This is a genomic window from Granulicatella seriolae (assembly GCF_024543085.1).
Lineage (GTDB): Bacteria > Bacillota > Bacilli > Lactobacillales > Aerococcaceae > Granulicatella > Granulicatella seriolae.
The window spans coordinates 39,548-58,939 of record NZ_JANHNZ010000003.1 but is presented as its reverse complement, the minus strand read 5'-3'; the positions used below and the strand labels follow the sequence as shown (position 1 = coordinate 58,939).

18 protein-coding genes are annotated in these 19,392 nt (G+C 38.6%); 2 read left to right on the top strand and 16 right to left on the bottom strand.

What is annotated here, in order from left to right:
* From NPA36_RS04205 to opp3b, 9 genes are all read right to left on the bottom strand, one after another.
* Positions 1 to 942, bottom strand: a complete 942-nt coding sequence (locus NPA36_RS04205; RefSeq protein WP_256944858.1) for an ATP-binding cassette domain-containing protein — start codon at positions 940 to 942, stop codon at positions 1 to 3.
* Positions 943 to 1,959, bottom strand: a complete 1,017-nt coding sequence (locus NPA36_RS04200; RefSeq protein ID WP_256944857.1) for an ABC transporter ATP-binding protein — start codon at positions 1,957 to 1,959, stop codon at positions 943 to 945. It abuts the gene before it with no gap.
* 280 nt (positions 1,960 to 2,239) lie between these two features.
* On the bottom strand, positions 2,240 to 4,009 hold the full coding sequence (locus NPA36_RS04195; protein ID WP_256944856.1) for an oligopeptide ABC transporter substrate-binding protein: 1,770 nt from the start codon (positions 4,007 to 4,009) through the stop codon (positions 2,240 to 2,242).
* A gap of 336 nt (positions 4,010 to 4,345) precedes the next feature.
* Positions 4,346 to 4,648, bottom strand: a complete 303-nt coding sequence (locus tag NPA36_RS04190; RefSeq protein WP_256944855.1) for a nucleoside triphosphate pyrophosphohydrolase family protein — start codon at positions 4,646 to 4,648, stop codon at positions 4,346 to 4,348.
* A 208-nt stretch (positions 4,649 to 4,856) separates the two neighbouring features.
* A complete protein-coding gene (gene acpP / locus NPA36_RS04185) occupies positions 4,857 to 5,105 on the bottom strand; it encodes an acyl carrier protein (protein ID WP_256944854.1) in 249 nt (82 codons plus the stop codon).
* Positions 5,106 to 5,222: 117 nt separating this feature from the next.
* Positions 5,223 to 6,158: an ABC transporter ATP-binding protein gene (locus tag NPA36_RS04180; protein WP_256945047.1), complete on the bottom strand. Its 936-nt coding sequence runs from the start codon at positions 6,156 to 6,158 to the stop codon at positions 5,223 to 5,225.
* 6 nt (positions 6,159 to 6,164) lie between these two features.
* Positions 6,165 to 7,217, bottom strand: a complete 1,053-nt coding sequence (locus NPA36_RS04175) for an ABC transporter ATP-binding protein (protein WP_256944853.1) — start codon at positions 7,215 to 7,217, stop codon at positions 6,165 to 6,167.
* Between the two features lie 14 nt (positions 7,218 to 7,231).
* Entirely contained in the window at positions 7,232 to 8,248 is a 1,017-nt protein-coding gene (gene opp3C, locus NPA36_RS04170; protein ID WP_256944852.1) for an oligopeptide ABC transporter permease, read from the bottom strand.
* Positions 8,248 to 9,192: an oligopeptide ABC transporter permease gene (gene opp3b / locus NPA36_RS04165; protein WP_256944851.1), complete on the bottom strand. Its 945-nt coding sequence runs from the start codon at positions 9,190 to 9,192 to the stop codon at positions 8,248 to 8,250. Before opp3b ends, opp3C begins: the two co-directional genes overlap by 1 nt.
* Positions 9,193 to 9,293: 101 nt before the next feature.
* Between opp3b and NPA36_RS04160 the strand changes: the two genes are divergently transcribed.
* Complete coding sequence (locus tag NPA36_RS04160; RefSeq protein WP_256944850.1) at positions 9,294 to 9,653, top strand: DUF3899 domain-containing protein; 360 nt, start codon at positions 9,294 to 9,296, stop codon at positions 9,651 to 9,653.
* Between the two features lie 80 nt (positions 9,654 to 9,733).
* On the opposite strand, the gene NPA36_RS04155 is transcribed toward NPA36_RS04160, so the two are convergent.
* From NPA36_RS04155 to NPA36_RS04135, 5 genes are all read right to left on the bottom strand, one after another.
* Positions 9,734 to 11,398: a peptide ABC transporter substrate-binding protein gene (locus tag NPA36_RS04155; protein WP_256944849.1), complete on the bottom strand. Its 1,665-nt coding sequence runs from the start codon at positions 11,396 to 11,398 to the stop codon at positions 9,734 to 9,736.
* A gap of 494 nt (positions 11,399 to 11,892) precedes the next feature.
* Positions 11,893 to 12,918 carry a phosphate acyltransferase PlsX gene (gene plsX, locus NPA36_RS04150; RefSeq protein WP_256945046.1) on the bottom strand — a complete coding sequence of 342 codons (1,026 nt, stop codon included), beginning with the start codon at positions 12,916 to 12,918 and terminating at the stop codon, positions 11,893 to 11,895.
* Between the two features lie 26 nt (positions 12,919 to 12,944).
* Entirely contained in the window at positions 12,945 to 14,987 is a 2,043-nt protein-coding gene (gene recG, locus NPA36_RS04145) for an ATP-dependent DNA helicase RecG (protein WP_269076750.1), read from the bottom strand.
* A gap of 131 nt (positions 14,988 to 15,118) precedes the next feature.
* The gene (locus NPA36_RS04140) at positions 15,119 to 16,810 is read right to left on the bottom strand and encodes a DAK2 domain-containing protein (RefSeq protein WP_256944848.1); all 1,692 of its coding nucleotides are present in this window, start codon (positions 16,808 to 16,810) and stop codon (positions 15,119 to 15,121) included.
* A 32-nt stretch (positions 16,811 to 16,842) separates the two neighbouring features.
* The gene (locus tag NPA36_RS04135; protein ID WP_256944847.1) at positions 16,843 to 17,205 is read right to left on the bottom strand and encodes an Asp23/Gls24 family envelope stress response protein; all 363 of its coding nucleotides are present in this window, start codon (positions 17,203 to 17,205) and stop codon (positions 16,843 to 16,845) included.
* A gap of 261 nt (positions 17,206 to 17,466) precedes the next feature.
* Between NPA36_RS04135 and rpmB the strand changes: the two genes are divergently transcribed.
* Positions 17,467 to 17,655, top strand: a complete 189-nt coding sequence (gene rpmB / locus NPA36_RS04130) for a 50S ribosomal protein L28 (protein WP_256944846.1) — start codon at positions 17,467 to 17,469, stop codon at positions 17,653 to 17,655.
* Between the two features lie 409 nt (positions 17,656 to 18,064).
* On the opposite strand, the gene NPA36_RS04125 is transcribed toward rpmB, so the two are convergent.
* Positions 18,065 to 18,730: a thiamine diphosphokinase gene (locus NPA36_RS04125; protein ID WP_256944845.1), complete on the bottom strand. Its 666-nt coding sequence runs from the start codon at positions 18,728 to 18,730 to the stop codon at positions 18,065 to 18,067.
* A 2-nt stretch (positions 18,731 to 18,732) separates the two neighbouring features.
* Complete coding sequence (gene rpe / locus NPA36_RS04120; RefSeq protein ID WP_256944844.1) at positions 18,733 to 19,377, bottom strand: ribulose-phosphate 3-epimerase; 645 nt, start codon at positions 19,375 to 19,377, stop codon at positions 18,733 to 18,735.
* Positions 19,378 to 19,392 lie beyond the last annotated feature (15 nt).

The following is a 19,392-nucleotide window of genomic DNA, read 5'->3' as shown; positions in this document are numbered from 1 at the left end:
TTATTGTCCTCCTTCTGGGCGTAAGGCTACGGCATGAGTATCTGATAATCTTTGCAAATCATATACTCTACCCTTTTCATCATAATAGTGACTATGATTATTTTGGTATTCAAGTTCTGTAGCAATACGTCTTTCTTTATTTGCCTGGCGGTTGACAGGGTCAATAGAAGGAATTGCAGACAATAATCTTTTGGTATAAATATGTTGTGGGTCACCATAAATGTCTTGTTTACCCCCAACTTCTACAAACCGTCCACGGTACATAATGGATAGGTAGTCACACATATGTTTCACTACACCCAAATCATGGGAAATGAACAAGTAGCTTAAGTTATACTCTTCTTGAATTCGTTTCATGTAGTTTAAGACCTGTGCTTGAACGGATAAATCTAGTGCAGATACAGGTTCATCCGCAATAATCAAACGAGGGTTACTTGCAATGGCACGAGCTACCCCTATCCGTTGGCGTTGTCCACCAGAGAATTGGTGCGGATACTTAGCTAAGGCTTCATCACTCAAGCCAATAATATCTAATAATTCTGAAACTTTGCGTTTTTCCTCTTCAGGTGACAAACGGTCGAAGTTACGAATTGGTTCTGCAATAATGTCTAAAATTCTCTTCTTAGGGTTAAAACTAGATAACGAATCTTGGAAGATCATTTGAACGTTACGGTTGTAGGCTGAATCACGCTTTCTAGCCTTATTGGTAACATCTTCTCCTTCATAGAAAACTGATCCAGAAGTAATCGGTTCTAAGCCAATGATGGCTTTACCAATGGTAGATTTACCAGAACCAGACTCTCCTACTAGACCATATGTTTTCCCTTCTTCAATCTCCATATTGACACCGTCTACCGCATAGACATGGTCGGTCACTCGGTTGAAGAATCCACTACGAATTGGATAATGTACTTTTAAATCTTTAATTTCAACAAATCCCATCTAGTTGGCCTCCTCTTCAAAGTGAAAATGTCTATAACAAGTACAACGAACAAAATGCCCTGGTAATACTTCATGTAATTGTGGGTCTTCTTCATGTTCATCTACAGCAATCCAAGGAATTCTAGGTGCAAAACGGCAACCTCTTCTTGGTAATTTAGGTAGAGGAGGAACAGTCCCTTGAATCACATGCAAATCTTTTGGTCTTTCTAAACTATTATCATCGTCTCCTTGAGGAATGGATTGCAATAGAGAACGAGTATAAGGGTGTTTTGGATTAGTAAAGATTTCTTCCACTGAACCAACTTCTACAAACTGCCCAGCATACATGACAGCCACTCTGTCAGCCGTTTCGGCAACTACTCCCAAATCATGAGTAATCAAAATGATACCAGACTCTGTCTCTTCTTGAATCTCATTCAGTAAATCAAGAATTTGCGCCTGAATCGTTACGTCAAGTGCAGTCGTTGGTTCATCGGCAATAATAATAGGAGGTTTACAAGAAAGAGCAATAGCAATCACAACCCGTTGACGCATACCTCCAGATAACTCATGAGGAAATTGTTTATAGGTTCTTTGTGGATTAGGGATACCAACCTGTGTCAGTAGTTCTAAGACACGGTCTCTTCTTTCAGATTCATTTAATTGTGTATGATAAACAAGAGCCTCATCAATTTGAGCACCAATTGTCATCAAAGGGTTCAACGATGCCAATGGGTCTTGGAAGATCATCCCAATATCGTTTCCACGAATACGATTATAAAGAGCCTCATTCAGATCATTCAGATTAAGGTCCTTATAAAGGATTTCTCCTTGGATTTTTGTATTTAATTTATTGTGTAAGCCCATAATGGTTGTTGCTAGTGTGGATTTTCCACAACCAGATTCTCCTACGATTGCTAGAATTTCATTTTTCTCTAAGGTCAATGAAACACCATCAACAGCGTCATAGAAGTCATCCCCAATACGAAAACCTACGTGTAAGTCATTAATCTCTAACAGCGGTTTTTCAGTAGCCAAACGTGTTCCTCCTCTTCCTATAATCTAATAAGACTAAGACAAACTTAACCATATCGATTTATAAATGTACTATTTAGTATATGTTTTTTCCTTAATGAATGCAAATTTCTCTTACTATTTTCTTGCATACATGAAGATATTTTACCATGAATTGCAAGTAATTCCTAGAATTAAATCACGATTCTTTTACGTTATCTTCATCTTTTTTTAATAAAAAATAGACCGAACGAAATTCGTCGGCCTATTTTTTATCATCTTCTATAATCGTTTAACTAATAAATTAGTTTGTTGCAGCTTGACCTTTGTCAGCTGTTAATTCTAAATTGTGTAAACTGCTCTTTTCGCTACCAAGGATAGTGTCATAGTATTTCACACGTTTGTTAACAGCTGTCACAGAGTCACCTGTTATTGTTGGAATAGCAAAAGCTTCATCAAAAGCATATTGTTGCCATTCTTTGTAGAATTCTTTGTTTTTCTTTTCGTCAAAGGCTTCTAGTGAAGCAATTTGGTTTAGAAGTCTTGTATTTTCATCACTTACGAAACGAGTCATGTTGAATTGAGCTTCTTCACCATATAAACCAGAAGGATTTGGATCGTAACCTGTAGACCAACCACCTGCATACATATCAATTTCTGGGTCATCAGCTTCAAGTTTGTCATAGAAAGAATTGAATTCTAGAGTTCTACCAGTATAGAGTTTAACATCTAGACCGATTGCTTTCCACCATTCCAAATATTGTTGTACTAGAGCTTCATTAGCATCGTCACGAGTTCTTGCTGCGAAGTTGATAGATAGTTTTTCACCTTTTGGATTTTCACGTAGGCCATCACCATCTACATCTTTATAGCCAGCTTCGTCTAAGATTTTTTTAGCTTCATCTGGTTTATAGCTATAACCCGCTAATTCGGTATCCGTTACATCTTTAAAGAAAGGAATAATTAGAGAGTTGGCATTACGCATTAAACCATTATATAAGGCTTCTCCTACTTGGTCGATATCTAAAGCATATCCCATAGCTTGTCTTAGGCTCTTATCAGCCATCTTGCTGTTTGGATCATAGATATTTTTTCCACTTGCTTTGTCAAACTTACCTAAGTGGAAAGCAACATATTCATATGAACTTGCCAACGCTCCAGCTAATGAGAAGTTATCTGCATCAGCATAAGTTGTGTATTGAGAAGCTGGCATAGAAGCGATATCGTAGTTACCAGCCTTCATCTCACTAACAATGTTCTGTGGTGAAACTACTTCAATGACAGCCCCATCTAACTTAGCAGCACCTTTGTAGTAATATTCATTTCTTTCTACCGTTACAGCTTCACCTGGTGTGATAGCTTTAACTTTGAAGGCACCTAAGCCAACATGTTTAGTTCCACGAACGTACTCACTTGATTCCCATTCTGTAATTGGGATTGATTCAAAAATATGTTTTGGCATAATGTAAGCTGACAAAGCACCACCAGCAAGCTGCATTGAAGGGGTCATTTCTTTATAAGAAATGACAACAGTATAGTCGTCCACTTTCTTCATCCCAGAGATGCTTTCAGCAGTTCCTGCATGGTACTCTTCCATCCCTACAATATTTCTATAATCATCATCATAACGAACACCCGGGTAATCTTTATTCCCAATAGCATGCGTTGCAAAGATATAATCGTCAATGGTTACAGGTTGTCCGTCAGACCACTTGTAATCTTCTTTATTTAATTTTACAGTAATAGTTTTAGCATCAACGTCAATATCAAGAGAAGCTAAACCAGTGTTGACGAGTTTTCGGTTTTCATCCCATTCAAACATAGATTCATCAATGAAGCCAATAACTGCTGAATCTCCAGTATCTTGAGATAGTTCATCGATTAAAACACCTTTATTTGGTGAAGAAGCTACGATAGCATATTTTAATGTCCCCCCAGGGATGACTGTTCCTTCATGTTCAATAACCTCAGGATTCTTTGTTTCGACTTTTGTTTCTGTTTGGTTGCCGCCACAAGCAGCTAACGTTACACTAACTGCTAACGTTGATAGTAATAACCAAGATTTCTTTTTCATAAAAGCCCTCCATTTTTTTCTGTTTCTAATTATTTATCAAATTGTCTGACAAATAACTGATAAGGTTAGTTTAACAGAATTTTCAACAATTGCAATAAAAAAACAATATTATTTAATCTTTTTCTCATGAAAAAATCACAAAATAGACATTTTCTTGAATTTTATAGGATTATCTATTAAAAATAGCCACTCAGTAGTTTCCTAGGGAGTGGCTATCATTTTATTCTTTGCTTAGAATTATTTTATCAAATCGTTCTCAATGTTAAGCCCATTGACGCTAGTTACCTTGTTCAAAATAAATTCTAAAATAGTGCTCTAAGTGACTTATCTCATCTTTTACTCAATTACTGTTTTTTTACCAGCTTTACCATATACTCTTTTTTCATTGATATCCATTTTCTTTAATACTTCTTCCCCCAAATCAACATGGAGCATCTCCGAAATCCCCAAAAGAAAAATCGCGATATCGGCTAACTCTTCTCCCATATTAGCCTCGTCCTTTTTCAAGTACGCTAGAAACAATTCATTCACTTCTCCATATAATAAAAGTAGTTCTACTTTAATGTCAGTAGTATTAAAGCCATGATTTTTTTTATTATCTAAAATACGTTTCTGTAAGCTGTTCAAGTCTAACTCCAAGTTACTTCCTCCTTTAAATCAATAAGTCCATTATACACTAATTCTTCTGCAGAGAATGAATGGGCACGGCAGAAACAATGGAAAACCATGAAAAAGGTCAAAAATCCCACTTTCCGATCTTATGAAAAAAATCATAAAACGACTATTTTTTAGGAGTATAGATCAAAAATAGCCACTCAGTAGTTTCCTAGAGAGTGGCTATCGTTTTTTAGGCTTCTGTTAATTGGGATTCAATATAATCTACTGCGTCTCCAACTGTGATAATTTTTTCCGCATCTTCATCAGAGATTTGCGTACCAAATTCGTCTTCAAGTTCCATCACTAATTCAACAACATCTAAGGAATCTGCTCCCAGATCTGCTTGGAAAGTTAGGTCACGAGTCACTTTATCTTCATCAATTCCAAAACGACTAGCAATCATCTTTGATACTTTTGCTAAGGTTTCTTCTTTAGGCAAAGTAATCTCCTCCTTCTTATCATTTTTATCTTATGCGTCATAAGACTGCTTAATCATTTTACAGAACTTATGCTAAGAAGTCCATTTTTTTATTCTAAAAAATGTAAATGCTTTATTTTAGAATGTACTTGCAACTTGTTTTAAGCGCTCAGCTTCTTGTGGGTTACAGTAAACAAAATGGTTAGGCGTGATTTCTCTTAAGGCGCTATCTGGACTGTCTACTTGCCATTGGTAATGGATTCTCTTGCGTTGTCTTTCGTAATCTGGGTCAGGCAAAGGAATAGCAGACAATAAACTCTTGGTATAGGCATGAAGTGGACGGTTGTAAACATCTTCTGATGTACCTAATTCAACGATTTTACCATGGAACATTACAGCAATGCGATCACTGATATACTTGACCATGGACAAGTCATGGGCAATAAAAAGATAGGTTAGTTTCTTTTCTACTTGCAATTCTTTTAAGAGGTTAACTACTTGGGCTTGAATTGAAACGTCTAAAGCCGATATAGGTTCATCACAGACAATAAACTTAGGATCAACTGCTAGAGCACGGGCGATACCAATCCGTTGTCTTTGTCCACCTGAAAACTCATGAGGGTATCGACTGGAATGGTCTGGGTTTAGCCCTACTGTTTTTAGAAGTTCATCCACCTTATGATTTCTTTCAGCTTTGGAAGACACGAGATGGTGAATGTCCATCCCTTCTGCGATAATATCTTGCACCTTCATCCGCCCATTCAAAGAAGCATAGGGATCTTGGAAAATCATCTGTGCGTCTTTACGAAAGGCTAGCATTTCAGCACCGTTTTTAATTTGGCTAACATCCTTGTCTTCAAAGAGAATTTGCCCTTCTTTTGGGTTGTAAAGTCTTAGCAAGGCACGACCGGTTGTTGATTTTCCGGAACCGGATTCTCCTACCAAGCCAAATGTTTCACCCTCATAGATATCAAAACTGATATCATCAACGGCTCTAACTTCATTCTTAGAGTCTGATGAAAAGTAAACTTTTAAGTTCTTTACCTGAACTAGCTTTTTTGACTCTTCATTGATTAGCATCTACTCTTCACCTCGCTCTTGTAACTTTCTTTTTGCAAACTCTTCTTGTCTGGCTTGAATGGCAGCTGGTGGTACTACTTTTGGTGCTTGTGGATCTAGTAACCAAGTAGCGGCTACATGTGTTGGGCTAACTTGGAAAAGAGGTGGTGCTTTCATCGTATCAATCTTCATAGCATATTGGCTTCGAGGTGCGAATGCGTCTCCTTTTGGTGGGTCTAATAGATCTGGTGGTGTACCGGGGATGGCATAAAGGCTACCATGAGACTCTAAACTTGGCATGGAGCTCAAAAGTCCCCAAGTATAAGGGTGTTGTGGATTGTAAAAGACTTCGTCTACTAATCCCATTTCCACTATTCTACCCGCATACATCACCGCTACCCTATCTGCCACGTTGGCAACCACGCCTAGGTCATGGGTAATGAAGATAATAGACGTATCGACTTGTTTTTGGATATCCTTCATTAATTCTAGAATCTGTGCTTGAATGGTCACATCCAAGGCAGTTGTTGGTTCATCAGCGATTAGGATTTCTGGATTACATCCTAAAGCAATGGCAATAACAATCCGTTGTCTTTGCCCACCAGAAAATTGGTGCGGGTATTGGTTCATCCTAGTTTTAGGGTCAGGAATACCAACCAATTCCAAGAGTTCTTCTACTCGTTTATAGGCTTGAGCCTTGGATAACCCTTGATGCTTTAGAATAGGCTCAGCGATTTGTTTGCCAATTTTCATAGTTGGGTTCAAGGAAGTCATTGGGTCTTGGAAAATCATGGCAATTTCTTTTCCACGAATTTTTTGCATTTGACGGTCTGATTTGTTGACCAAGTCTTCTCCATTAAATAGGATAGAGCCACCATCAATAGAGGCATTATTGGATAAGAGTCGCATGATACTTCTAGTGGTAACCGATTTTCCTGAACCTGATTCACCTACTATGGCAAGTGTTTCTCCCTTTTTCAATTGGAAATCCACTCCACGGATAGCTTGAACTTGTCCAGCGTAGGTTTTAAATGAAATGTGTAAATCTTTGACATCTAATATGACTTCATTCATCAGTTAAAACCTCCTTAATCTTTCATTTTTGGATCAAGTGCATCACGCAATCCATCAGCTAATAGGTTAAACGAAATCATCAAAATACATAGGACTAAGGCTGGGAACCACATCAAATGTGGTAAGAAACGGAAAGTCTTATACCCATCATTAATCAAAGAACCCAGTGAAGCGTTAGGGATTGGAACCCCTATTCCAAGAAAACTTAGAAAGGCTTCAAAGAAAATAGCTGATGGGATAGAAAACATGGTTTGAATAATAACAATCCCAGCTAAGTTTGGTAGTAAATGTTTGATGGAGATGTTTCTAAAGTTTTGTCCTAAGGCTCTGGCAGCTAGAATATACTCTTGGTTTTTTAACTTCATGGTTTGTGCCCGAACGACACGAGCCATGGTCAACCAACCAGTAAATCCTAAAGCTAAGATAATAGAAGAAATCCCTGGGCGTAAGAAGAGTAACATCAACACTAGAATAACTAAGTTAGGAATCCCTGACATAATCTCTAAAATACGTTGCATAACGTTATCCACACGTCCTCCAAACCAACCGGAAACAATCCCATAAGTAACACCAATGGTTAAGTCAAATAGGGCTGCTGCAAAGGCAATTAGTAGAGATAAACGAGTTCCATAAAGAATACGAGATAAAAGGTCACGACCCAAACCATCTGTACCTAAATAGTAATAGGTACCTTCTGGAACTTTAGAAAGGGCATATTGGTCTTGCCCAGCACGGAATCCATTAAACCCGTCAATCGTCCATCCGGGAATTTTTGGCGGTAAGTTAGCAAAGGCTACATTTTGGGTAAATGGGTTATGTGGTGCCAAGACTGGTGCCAATATAGCAATAGTTATCATGATTAAAATAATCACTAATGACACAACAGCTCCCTTATTCTTTTTCAAACGTCTAAAGGAATCTTGTAAGAAACTGAGAGAAGGTGCGGCAATTTTTTCATTATCTTGCATTTCTTCTGTTTGGGCTGGCTCAAACAATGATGGGTCCAACCATTCAACGTCTGTTTTGCTCATTACCCCTCACCTCCTTGTTCCGTTACACGAATACGTGGGTCAATAATTCCATAAAGAATATCTACCACTAAAATAATCACTACCAACATGAAGGAGTAAAGCATAGTAACCCCCATAATCGTAGGATAGTCATTTGTAAAGATTGATTTGACAAACTGTTCACCGATACCTGGGATAGCATAGATATTTTCAATAACCATGGACCCAGTCATCAAACCAACTAACATTGGTCCCATAATAGTAATTAATGGGATAATGGCATTTCGAATCCCATGTTTAAAGGCTACTTCCCATCGGCTAAGTCCCTTAGCTCTGGCTAACTCAATGTAGTCACTACCTAAAACATCGACCATCTCAGTCCGAACGAATCTGGCCGAATCAGCAATTGGAGAAATGGATAAAGCTAGCGTTGGTAAAATAGATGAACGAAAACCTTGGTTCCAAAGCGCTATCGGTAAAATAGGGAAAATTACTCCAAATACCAACTGCAAAACAACCGCAAACACGAAACTAGGTACAGAACGCCCAATAATCGCCACAAAGGTTGCTAGGGTATCCACCCAAGTGTTTTGTTTCATAGCTGCCACAATTCCTAAAATGGTTCCTACTAGGGTACCAAAAACCATGGCTTGTATTCCTAATTGGAAGGATGGCCCAATTCGAGAAGCTAATAATTTGGCAACGGAAGAATTGTATTGAAAACTCATTCCCAAGTCCCCTCGTAATAAACCACCTAAGTAGATTAAATATTGCATGAAGACAGGTTTGTCCAATCCATACCGTGCATTCATAATTTGAAGTTGCGCTTCTGTTAATTTTTCTTCATTGGCATATGGCGACCCTGGCAATAATTTCATTAAAAAGAATGAAATACTTGCAATTAAGAATAAGGTGACCAACATGTAAAATACACGTTTACCAATATACTTCATGTAACTCTTCAAATGATTTCACCTCCACTATTCTATCAAACTGTAAAATTAGCTTGAACTTCTTTCAATTCTTAGTTACATTAGTAAAGACCCTAAAAGAAAGTTGGATACTAATGACTAATAAACTTAAAGAAGTTCTTCTAATAAGCAGTTCAACATGTATACTTGTATTACTTTATCACTTCTTGGCCTTTTCGTCACTCAACAAAACTCAGATTGCAGACACTTTATTTCTAGCGGCGCTCTTCTTTTTAATTCTAGGATTAATTCTTTTTGTTTTATCATCTGGTTTTTTTGACTTCTTCCACTACAGTAGTCTTTATCTGACCGCTTTGCTCAGAAAAAAAGAGCCTAAAACAAAAGCATTCAATCCTAATAAAGGATTATCAAGTGGTTTTGGAAAAAGATATCAAATCTTCCTATTCACTAGCCTTATCCTTGCAGGCATCTCAATAGCTTTGTCATTTCTATAAACAATTTTAGAACTCTACTTAGAAACAGACTGAGAACCGGTTTTGGGTTCCCAGTCTATTTTTTTGTTGTTTATAAAGAATTATTGTGCTGCTTTTGTGAGGTACTTGTAATCATAGTCAGGTCCAACAAGGTATACTGGTAAGGTTCCAATAGATTTGCTCATTAGAGCTGCACGAGCACGTTGGTAAAGCGGTGCGATGCCAGCTTCTTCCATCAAGATTTTTTCTGCTGCTAGTAAGTCAGCCCAACGTTTGTCTAAGTCTTTTGTTTCTTTACGAGCTGCTGCAATGAGAGCATCGTATTCTGCGTTAGAGAATTTACTATCGTTGTTACCGTTTGTAGTTTCAAACAACTCTAGATAGTTGATTGGGTCAGCAAAGTCTGCACTCCAACCTGATAATACCAAGTCAAAATCTTGCTCTTTAGATTTTTGCAAGCGAACTTTGAATGGGACATTTTCTAAGTTAATAGTTAAACCAGGAAGATTATCTTGAAGTTGTGCTTGGATAAATTCAGAAGAACGTTTAGCATTTTCTGAGTCATCTGATAAGAAACGTAAGGTTAAACCAGTAATTCCTAATTCTTTTAGCCCGGTTTCCCAATAGGTTTTTGCTTGAGCTGCATCAAATTTGAGTAAATCTCCATTTTCAGCTCGGAAGTCTTCTTTTGTTTTTGGATTAGCCGCTAAGTTTGCTGGCACTAAACCGTTAGCAACAAATGAACCGTTTTGTAAAACATTTTCAGTATACAAAGTCTTATCGATAGACATTGCCAAGGCTTTACGGATATTTTTGTTTTTAAGTGCTTCGATTGCTCGGTCAGAAACATTTTGACGGATAAAGAAGACTGCAGATGTTCCTTCAGTTACAAAATTTGGGTCTGCTTTACGTTGAACAACATATTCACCAGTCAAGACAACACGTTCAAGAGCACCAGTATCAAATAAGTTCAAACCGGTTGATACTTCTTTGACAACTTGAACATTGATTTCGTCTGCTTTAACAACATCTGCATCCCAGTAATCAGGGTTCTTAACGTAAGTCCAAGATAGACCTGTTCCATCCCACTTGGTTAATAAATAAGGACCGATATAAAGAAGGTGGTCACTATCAGAAGCGTATTTATCACCTTGTTCTTCTACGTAAGCTTTATTAAGTGGGTATAGTGGTGCCATAGCCAATAAACTTTCTAGATATGGAACACTGGTTTCAAGTTTTACTTCTAAAGTTTTATCATCAATCGCTTTTACGCCCAACTCACTTGGCTGTTTTTCGCCTTTAATGATGGCATCTGCGTTTTCAATAACTCCACCAATTAGATAGCTGTACTCAGCTGCGGTTGCTGGATCTACTAAACGTTGCCAAGCATAGACAAAGTCATTGGCTGTTAATGGATCTCCATTAGACCATTTTGTATCACGTAACTTGTATGTGACAGTCAAGCCATCTTCACTAACGGTTGGTTTTTCAGCTGCTAAGGCTACGTCATAGCCTTTTCCATCAGGTGCATTACGATACAATCCTTCTGCGGTTGACCCTAGTGCTTGGAATCCTTCTACGTCTGTTACTTTAGTAGAGTCCATCGTTGGAATTTCAGCCCCCGCTGGTAAATTGAAAACGACCTTCTCTCCTGCTGGGGTTGATTCTGTAGATGATGAAGAACTTTCCCCACCATTACCACATGCAACCAAGGCAACAACTGCTGACAGTGTCACTAATCCTACTTTAATCTTTTTCCAATCCATACTACCCCTCCTGTTTTATCAATTTCCTGCATTTCTTACTAATTCTATAGTGATAATCTTTTTTCATTATTCACTGAAGAACTAGAAAGTTGAGTTTTTAAGTTACCATCTCTTAAAAGTTAAGAATACGATAATTTATACTTAGAATGCTATCATGGAATTTTAAATAAATCAAACTAAATTCTCATTTTTATCATTAAAAATTTAAAAAACAGCATTATCTGACTTTTTTTAGACAAATTTAAGACTGTTTAAAGAGTTGAATAAGAGGTCATTCGAGTAAAACAAAAGAGTTTCCGAGAAATATATTCGAAATAACGGTGCAAAGCATAGCTGCCGCACAGTGGATGTTTCGGCTTCAGCCGATTACAGCCACGTAGACAGCTAAGCCAGTGAGACCTTGGCTCACGGCGGTGCCACCGTTTCAATTTCGGATATATTTCTCGGAAACTCTTTTGTTTTATTAAGTTAGAAGGTCTTTTGCCCTATCCTATTTAATGACTTGCTTCATTAGAATTTTGTTCAGTAGTTTCAAAATAGGTAACTAAATCCTTAATAACTGATGAAGACACAATCGTTTCTATTTGTTTTAAGGCATGATAAACACTGGTTTTATCAGAAGAACCATGTGCTTTGACAAGAGGTGCCTTTAGCCCAAAGAGTACAGCTCCACCAAACTGAGAATAATCTAAGGTATTTCTAAGTCCCTTAAAGGTATTCTTAAGCAGTAATGCTCCGATTTTTCCAGAAAGTCCTTGTGCTAAAATATTAGTTTTTAATAACTTTAAAAGTGTACCAGCTGTTCCCTCAATTGTTTTTAAGACAGCATTACCAGTAAATCCATCCGTTACAATTACGTCGCTAACACCATTTAATATATCACGAGCTTCGACATTACCTGTAAAATTTAGACTAGTATCCTCTTCTAATAAAGGATAGACAGCTTTCATCAGTTCGTTCCCTTTTGTCGCTTCAGTCCCGTTGTTCAAAAGGCCAACAGTTGGTTGGTCGATATGGAGAACATACTTGGCATAGTAAGAGCCTAAAATAGCAAACTGGTGAATATTTTTTGGTTTACAGTCAGCATTGGCACCGACATCCATCAAGATGAATTGGCGATTTTCTTGACCGATAACAGGTAAAATTGGCATTAACCCTGGGCGGTCAATCCCTTTAATCCTGCCAATAATCAAGAGCCCTGCTGTTAGAAGTCCACCTGTATTCCCCGCAGAAAATAAAGCATCAGCCTTCCCTTCTTTCACAGCTTTAGCTGCAACAACCATTGAGGCATCTTTCTTTTGTCTAATGGCTTTTACTGGTTCATCATCCGACTCAATCTTTTCCGATGTGTGAATGACCACTATATTATCTATGTCTTCTGTTAGGCATGCCTTGACTTTTTCTTGGTCTCCATAAAGTTGGAATTGTACTTGTGAATTTTCTTTAGCAGCTTGGATAACACCTTCTACAATGGCTTGTGGTGCATTATCTCCACCCATTGCATCTACAGCTATTTTAATCATTTCAAATCCTCCATTACACTTGTTTAATTGCTAGTCTGCTGATACTTGTGCGTGTGCTCCATAAAATCATGGAGCGGCAAATAATCAGGATTGCTCTCAAAATCTTCTTGTGCGACTAGGTATATGGCATCTTGATTGGCCATTTCTAGTATATCATAATCTCGAATAATATCGGCTACGGCAAACTCAGGTAAACCAGATTGCTTGGTTCCAAAAATATCTCCGGACCCTCTTAGCTCCAAATCTCTTTGGCTTAGATAAAAGCCATCTGTTGACTCAACCATGGTTTGCATGCGTAAGATACCATTTTCTGTTCTAGGTGATGCGATTAGAATACAGGTTGAAGCGTGAGCTCCCCGCCCTACTCGTCCTCTTAGCTGATGAAGTTGTGCTAACCCAAAGCGGTCAGCATCCAAGATAACCATAACGGTGGCATTAGGCACATCTACCCCTACTTCTATAACAGTTGTAGATACCAAGACTTGAATGTCGTTAGTTTTAAAAGCTTGCATCACGGCTTCTTTGTCGTCATTTTTCATACGTCCATGTAGGAGTCCAACTTGGATATTGTCCTTAAAGCGTTGACTAACCATGGCATAGACCTCTTGAGCATTTTGAACATCGAGATTTTCAGACTCCTCAATCAAAGGAGAGATGATATAGGCTTGTCGGCCTGATTTAACTTGATGTTTTACATAATCAAATACCTTATCCAGTTCTGACTCCTTGACCCATCTAGTCTTGATGGGGATTCGTCCCATAGGCGCTTGACTGATGATGGATGTATCCATCTCGCCAAATGTGGTAATGGCTAGTGTTCTTGGAATTGGTGTAGCCGTCATGTGTAGAACATTGATCCCTTGACCTTTTTCAACTAGTTTTCTGCGTTGATTGACCCCAAAACGGTGTTGTTCATCAATAACAGCTAACCCTAGTTGCTTAAAGATAACATCTTCTTGCAAGAGTGCATGTGTTCCAATGAGAATATCGATTTCTTGATTGGCTAACTGTTCCAGCAGTTGATTTCTAGCTTTTGTCGGCATGGCACCTGTTAATAGAGCAACTTCGACACCACTTTGTTCCATCATGCCAGAAATAGTTTGATAATGTTGCTGGGCTAGGAGCTCAGTCGGCACCATCAAGGCCCCTTGATAACCAGCCAGTGCTGTCGCCATAAGGGCTATGGTCGCCACCACCGTTTTCCCACTACCAACATCTCCTTGCAGCAGACGGTTCATTTCATAGGGGGCTAGTAGGTCATAACAAATCTCATTAACAACCTTTTTCTGCGAGTCAGTTAGCTCGAATGGTAGACTGCCAATATATTCCCTTAACCGTTGATTGTCATACTTAATAGATGGTGCGATTTTATTGGAACGCCTTTTTTTACGTAAGGTTTGCAAGCGAACTTGATACGTAAACAATTCCTGATAGATAATCTCCTGCCTAGCTTGATGGCTCAAGTCATGATTGGTGGGAAAATGCATTTGCTCAACGGCTTGCGGATGGCTTACTAAGTGTCGCTTGGTTCTTAAAAATTCAGGTATAGGATTAGGAATGAGTGACTTGTACCTATCAAGTGCTTGCTTAATCAAGGTCAAAAGTGTGGCTTGCTTGATGGATTTAGACACATGGTAGACCGCTTCAAAATTCTGCTCATCATTTAAGGAAGATGACCCTAATATCTTCATCCCTAAGAGTGCCTGACGTTTGGCATCCCATTTGCCGAAAAAGGCCATCTCATCTCCTAGAATAATCTTCTGCTTGAGATAAGCTTGATTAAAGAATGACACGGAAATAACTTGTTCTCCGCTTGCCAATCGAAAAGAAAGGCGGCTTTTTTTATAGCCATAATGGCTGACTAAAGGTTCTGTAACAACCGTTCCCTTAATCGAAACTTTCTCTTGGTCTTGAATTTCTGTTAAGTCTCTGACTTGGATGTCTTCATAGCGAAATGGAAAATGGGTCAAGAGTTGGTAGATATTTTGAATACCCAAGTCTTGTAAAGCTTGTAGACGTTTGGGACCAACGTGCTCCAAAACTGCAACATCATCCCAAATTGACAGGTTAGGTACCAACTCTTCTTTCACTTTAGCCAATCAAATTCCCTCCCTTCTCAAAAAAATAACCATAACCCTCAGCATTGGCACCAATAGACGATTGGGCATAGACTATAAGGGCTATGGTTCTTAATCTTTTATTCTGCAGAAAGTAAGTAAGCATAGACTGGTTGCTTACCATCGTGCAATTCAATATCAATATCTGGGTACTTCTCTTCTACCAAATCAACCAAGGTTTGAGCTTGATCTTCTTTGACATCCTCACCAAAGATAATGGTGATAATTTCAGTTTCGTCGGTAGCCATTTTACTGATAGTATCTAGGACAGTTTCTTGAAGGTCCGGTTTGCTAACAACAATCTTGCCAGAAACAATGCCCATGAAGTCATCTTTTTTAATGTCTACTCCGTCGATAGCTGTATCACGCACGGCGTTAGTAATCTGACCACTGGTAACCAAGCCCATTTCCTCAGACATGGCTTCTTGGTTTTCTTCTATCGTAGCATCTGCATTAAAAGCTAAAAGTGCGGTTAATCCTTCTGAAATGGTAGCACTAGCAACAACAGCTACTTGAGCATCTTCACAGACCTCAGCGGCTTGGTTTGCTGCCATGAAGATATTTTTGTTGTTTGGCAATACGATAACATGATCAGCATTGGTTTCTTTAATGGCAGCCAAAATGTCTTCTGTACTTGGGTTCATGGTTTGTCCACCATTGATAATGGTTGTAACCCCTAGACTCTTAAACAATTCATGAATTCCTTGACCTGCACAAACCGCTACAATACCATATTTTTCTCGTTTAGTAGGACTAGCTGCTGCAGCTACTTTAGCAGTGTAGTCGTTCTTTAAGACTTCTTCGTGCTGCATACGCATGTTGTCTACTTTGATTTTCATTAAAGACCCGAATTTTTGACCATAATCCAATACGTGTCCTGGGTATTCGGTATGCACGTGAACCTTAATAATTTCGTCATCGGCAACTACTAGTAGAGAATCACCTAATTCGTTTAGATAGTTACGGAATGTTTCATAATCGAATTCATCCGTAACTGTTTCTCCTTGACCTATAGCAACCATGATTTCCGTACAATAGCCAAATTCGATATTACCAGTAGAGACATGTTCTAAGTCAATTTGGTTGTCATAGTGAGCTAATGAAGACAAATCTGCAAATGAATCAGCTAGAGTAGAAGTTGGAACAGCTTCGCCTGTTAGGGCTTCGTAGAAACCTTCATAGATATAAACCAAGCCTTGACCGCCTGAGTCAACCACACCGACCTCTTTTAAAACAGGCAATAATTCTGGTGTGATGGCTAATGATTTTTGTGAACCACGCAAAACAGAACCCATCACTTCAATAATATCAGTTGATTTGTTGAGTTTACGCACACCACGTTTAGCAGATTCACGAGAAACGGTCAGGATAGTCCCTTCAACTGGCTTCATAACGGCATTATAAGCAGTTTCTACTCCTTTTGAAAAGGCATGGGCCAATTCAGTGCCATCGATTGTTTCCTTGCCCTCTACAGCTTTAGAAAAGCCACGGAATAATTGTGACAGGATAACTCCTGAATTTCCACGAGCACCCATTAATAAGCCCTTAGCTAAATCAGTAGCCAATTCACCTACAGTTTGTGCCTTTGAATTTGCAACTCGTTGTGCACCCGATTTGAATGACAGGCTCATATTCGTTCCGGTATCGCCATCTGGTACTGGGAAAACATTTAATGAGTTCACATATTCTGCGTGGTCACTAAGACGTTTTTCTCCGATTTCTACCATTGCACGAAAATCTTGTGCATCTATAAAACTTTTATTCGTTACCATTGATATCCTCCCTGAATGGACAAGCTTCTGGCTTATGCCCCTATAACTTTCACACCTTGAACATACACATTAACTGTATTGGCAGAAAAGCCCAGCATAGATTCAAGATTGTATTTGACTTGTTCTTGCACGTTACGACATATAGCAGAAATCTTTGTTCCATAACCTACTACAATGTAGACATCAACAGCAATTCCTTGGTTCTCTTGGCGCACAACGACGCCACGAGAAAAGTTTTCTCTTTTCAAAATATCATTTAAATTATCACGAATTTGATTACGACTAGCCATTCCTACGACTCCGTAATTATCTGTTGCGGCTCCACCAACTACAGTTGCGATAACTTCATTACTTAATTCAATCATTCCATTGTCAGTTTGAATTTTTACAGTCATTTAAAAGCCTCCTTAAAATTTCTCGTTTCGATGAAAGAGTTTTCTTGACTACCTCTTTTATATCCATTGTCTATCATAGCATATTCTAGCTTATTCACCTAGTTTTTTCAAACTTTCCAACAGATTTTTATAAATTATCTTGCATTCTATTAGTAACTGTGTTAAATTATTCAAGTATATGATTTGATATTAATAGGTTGAACTTAATTGATTTTTCTTTCAGCTCTATTCGTCATTTTCATGAAAAGGAGGAAAGAATTCATGGCTAAAGTATGTTATTTTACTGGTCGTCGTGCTGAAACAGGTAACGCTCGTTCTCACGCGATGAATGCTTCTCGTCGTACTTGGAAACCAAACTTACAAAAAGTACGCGTTTTAATCGACGGAAAACCTAAAAAAGTATGGGTGTCAACTCGTGCTCTAAAATCTGGGAAAATTGAACGTGTTTAATTGACCCACCCTAACCTCGGACTCTGTGTTCGAGGTTTTTTTGTTTTCGCATACTATATCCGACTCTCCAAGTCATCTACCAGAGAGCAGAGAGGCTGGGCAAAAAGGCCAAATGGGAACCAAATAAAATAGTTCCCCAAAAATCTATCAGAAATGGGAACGGTGGCACCGCCGTGAGCCAAGGTCTCACCGGCTTAGCTGTCTACGTGGCTGTATATCGACTAAAGCCGAAACATCCACTGTTCGTCAGCTATGCTTTAAACCATTATTTCTGATAGATTTTTGGGGAACTATTTTATGATTTAGAATGCTTTTATTTTATTACAGACTTTTTGACCAGCTCCTATTTTTGACATATGGGCTAGAGACTCAATTTATCAAATAAAAAAACTTACATACTGCTCCAACACTAATCCTTAGTTTGCGCCACCATCAGTAACCCCTCTTCAAAAGACACTTTCATAGTGGTCTGCCCTGCTTTGAATTCATTACTAATTAAGGCAATTGGATAGGCGTAATCTACTCTATTTAGAGGATATTTTACCCCCTCCAAGGTTAATGCTTTGATGGAACTATAGGAAATGAAAGACAAATAGTTTGCACCTTTCAGTTTATCAATTTCATAGGAAGCTGGGCTTAAAAATCGACAGTCATTCTTAGCATTCTCTATGATTAGATAAGGGATAAGGTCCTTAAAGGTTGGGTTCAATATCAACCAGACATTGGACAACTGATGGTCTATTCGTCCACCAAAAGCACCGATAAGATGTACCCTCTCCTTAGGATAATGTTTCATCACCCATTTCAATGCGGCTTCTGTATCAGTATCATCTTTTTCTGCTTGCAACTCAATCATTTGTTTGGCTAGTTGACGAATCATTTCTTTTTCGGATACATTAATGGAATCAAAGTCACCAATAGCCAGTTCAATCGGCAAAGAGGCATCAAGTAGTTGCAGGCAGCCACCATCGACTCCGATAAAGATTTGTTGGTTGCGATTCATTTGCGCATATTTGTTTTCAAGAATTTCTCTCAACTGGGGTTCTGGCCCACCAAGTACTACGAAAATATCCATTATCAAGCCCTTTTAATTGATTGGATAGCTTTTTCAATGTCGCTTGAATTATAAACATAGGATCCTGCCACAGCAACATCTACGCCAACCGCAGCACATTCAGCAGCAGTCTGTTCATTGATACCACCATCCACTTCAATCAGATAATGGTAGTCATGTTTTTCTCTCAAAGCAGCCAATTCTTTCATTTTTCCTAAAGTAGAAGGAATGAATTTTTGTCCGCCAAAACCTGGATTAACTGTCATAACCAATACCAAATCAACCATGTCTAAAACCGGTTCGATGGCTGAAACAGGTGTCCCTGGATTAATCACAACCCCTGCCTTGACACCCAACTCCTTGATTTGTTGGATTAGACGGTGAATGTGTTGTGTCGCTTCAACATGAACAGAAATGTAGTCCGCCCCTGCAGTTGCGAAAGCTTCTACCAAGTTTTCAGGGTCTTTGACCATCAAATGACAATCCAAGGGTAATTTAGTCACCGGTCTTAATGCACTAACGATATTGGCTCCCAAGGTTAAGTTTGGCACGAATTGGCCGTCCATAGCATCGATATGAATCCAATCTGCTCCTAGTGATTCCACTAATTTAACATCTCTTTCTAAATTGGCAAAGTCTGCGCTCAAAATTGATGGTGCTACTTTCATGTGTTTTCCTCCGCT

Coding starts and splice junctions, on each gene's coding strand:
- NPA36_RS04195 (WP_256944856.1), bottom strand. CDS start 4,009: ATGAAAAAGAAATCTTGGTTATTACTATCAACGTTAGCAGTTAGTGTA.
- NPA36_RS04155 (WP_256944849.1), bottom strand. CDS start 11,398: ATGGATTGGAAAAAGATTAAAGTAGGATTAGTGACACTGTCAGCAGTT.
- NPA36_RS04125 (WP_256944845.1), bottom strand. CDS start 18,730: ATGGATATTTTCGTAGTACTTGGTGGGCCAGAACCCCAGTTGAGAGAA.
- NPA36_RS04160 (WP_256944850.1), top strand. CDS start 9,294: ATGACTAATAAACTTAAAGAAGTTCTTCTAATAAGCAGTTCAACATGT.
- rpe (WP_256944844.1), bottom strand. CDS start 19,377: ATGAAAGTAGCACCATCAATTTTGAGCGCAGACTTTGCCAATTTAGAA.
- rpmB (WP_256944846.1), top strand. CDS start 17,467: ATGGCTAAAGTATGTTATTTTACTGGTCGTCGTGCTGAAACAGGTAAC.
- NPA36_RS04205 (WP_256944858.1), bottom strand. CDS start 942: ATGGGATTTGTTGAAATTAAAGATTTAAAAGTACATTATCCAATTCGT.
- NPA36_RS04135 (WP_256944847.1), bottom strand. CDS start 17,205: ATGACTGTAAAAATTCAAACTGACAATGGAATGATTGAATTAAGTAAT.
- NPA36_RS04175 (WP_256944853.1), bottom strand. CDS start 7,217: ATGAATGAAGTCATATTAGATGTCAAAGATTTACACATTTCATTTAAA.
- opp3C (WP_256944852.1), bottom strand. CDS start 8,248: ATGAGCAAAACAGACGTTGAATGGTTGGACCCATCATTGTTTGAGCCA.
- NPA36_RS04140 (WP_256944848.1), bottom strand. CDS start 16,810: ATGGTAACGAATAAAAGTTTTATAGATGCACAAGATTTTCGTGCAATG.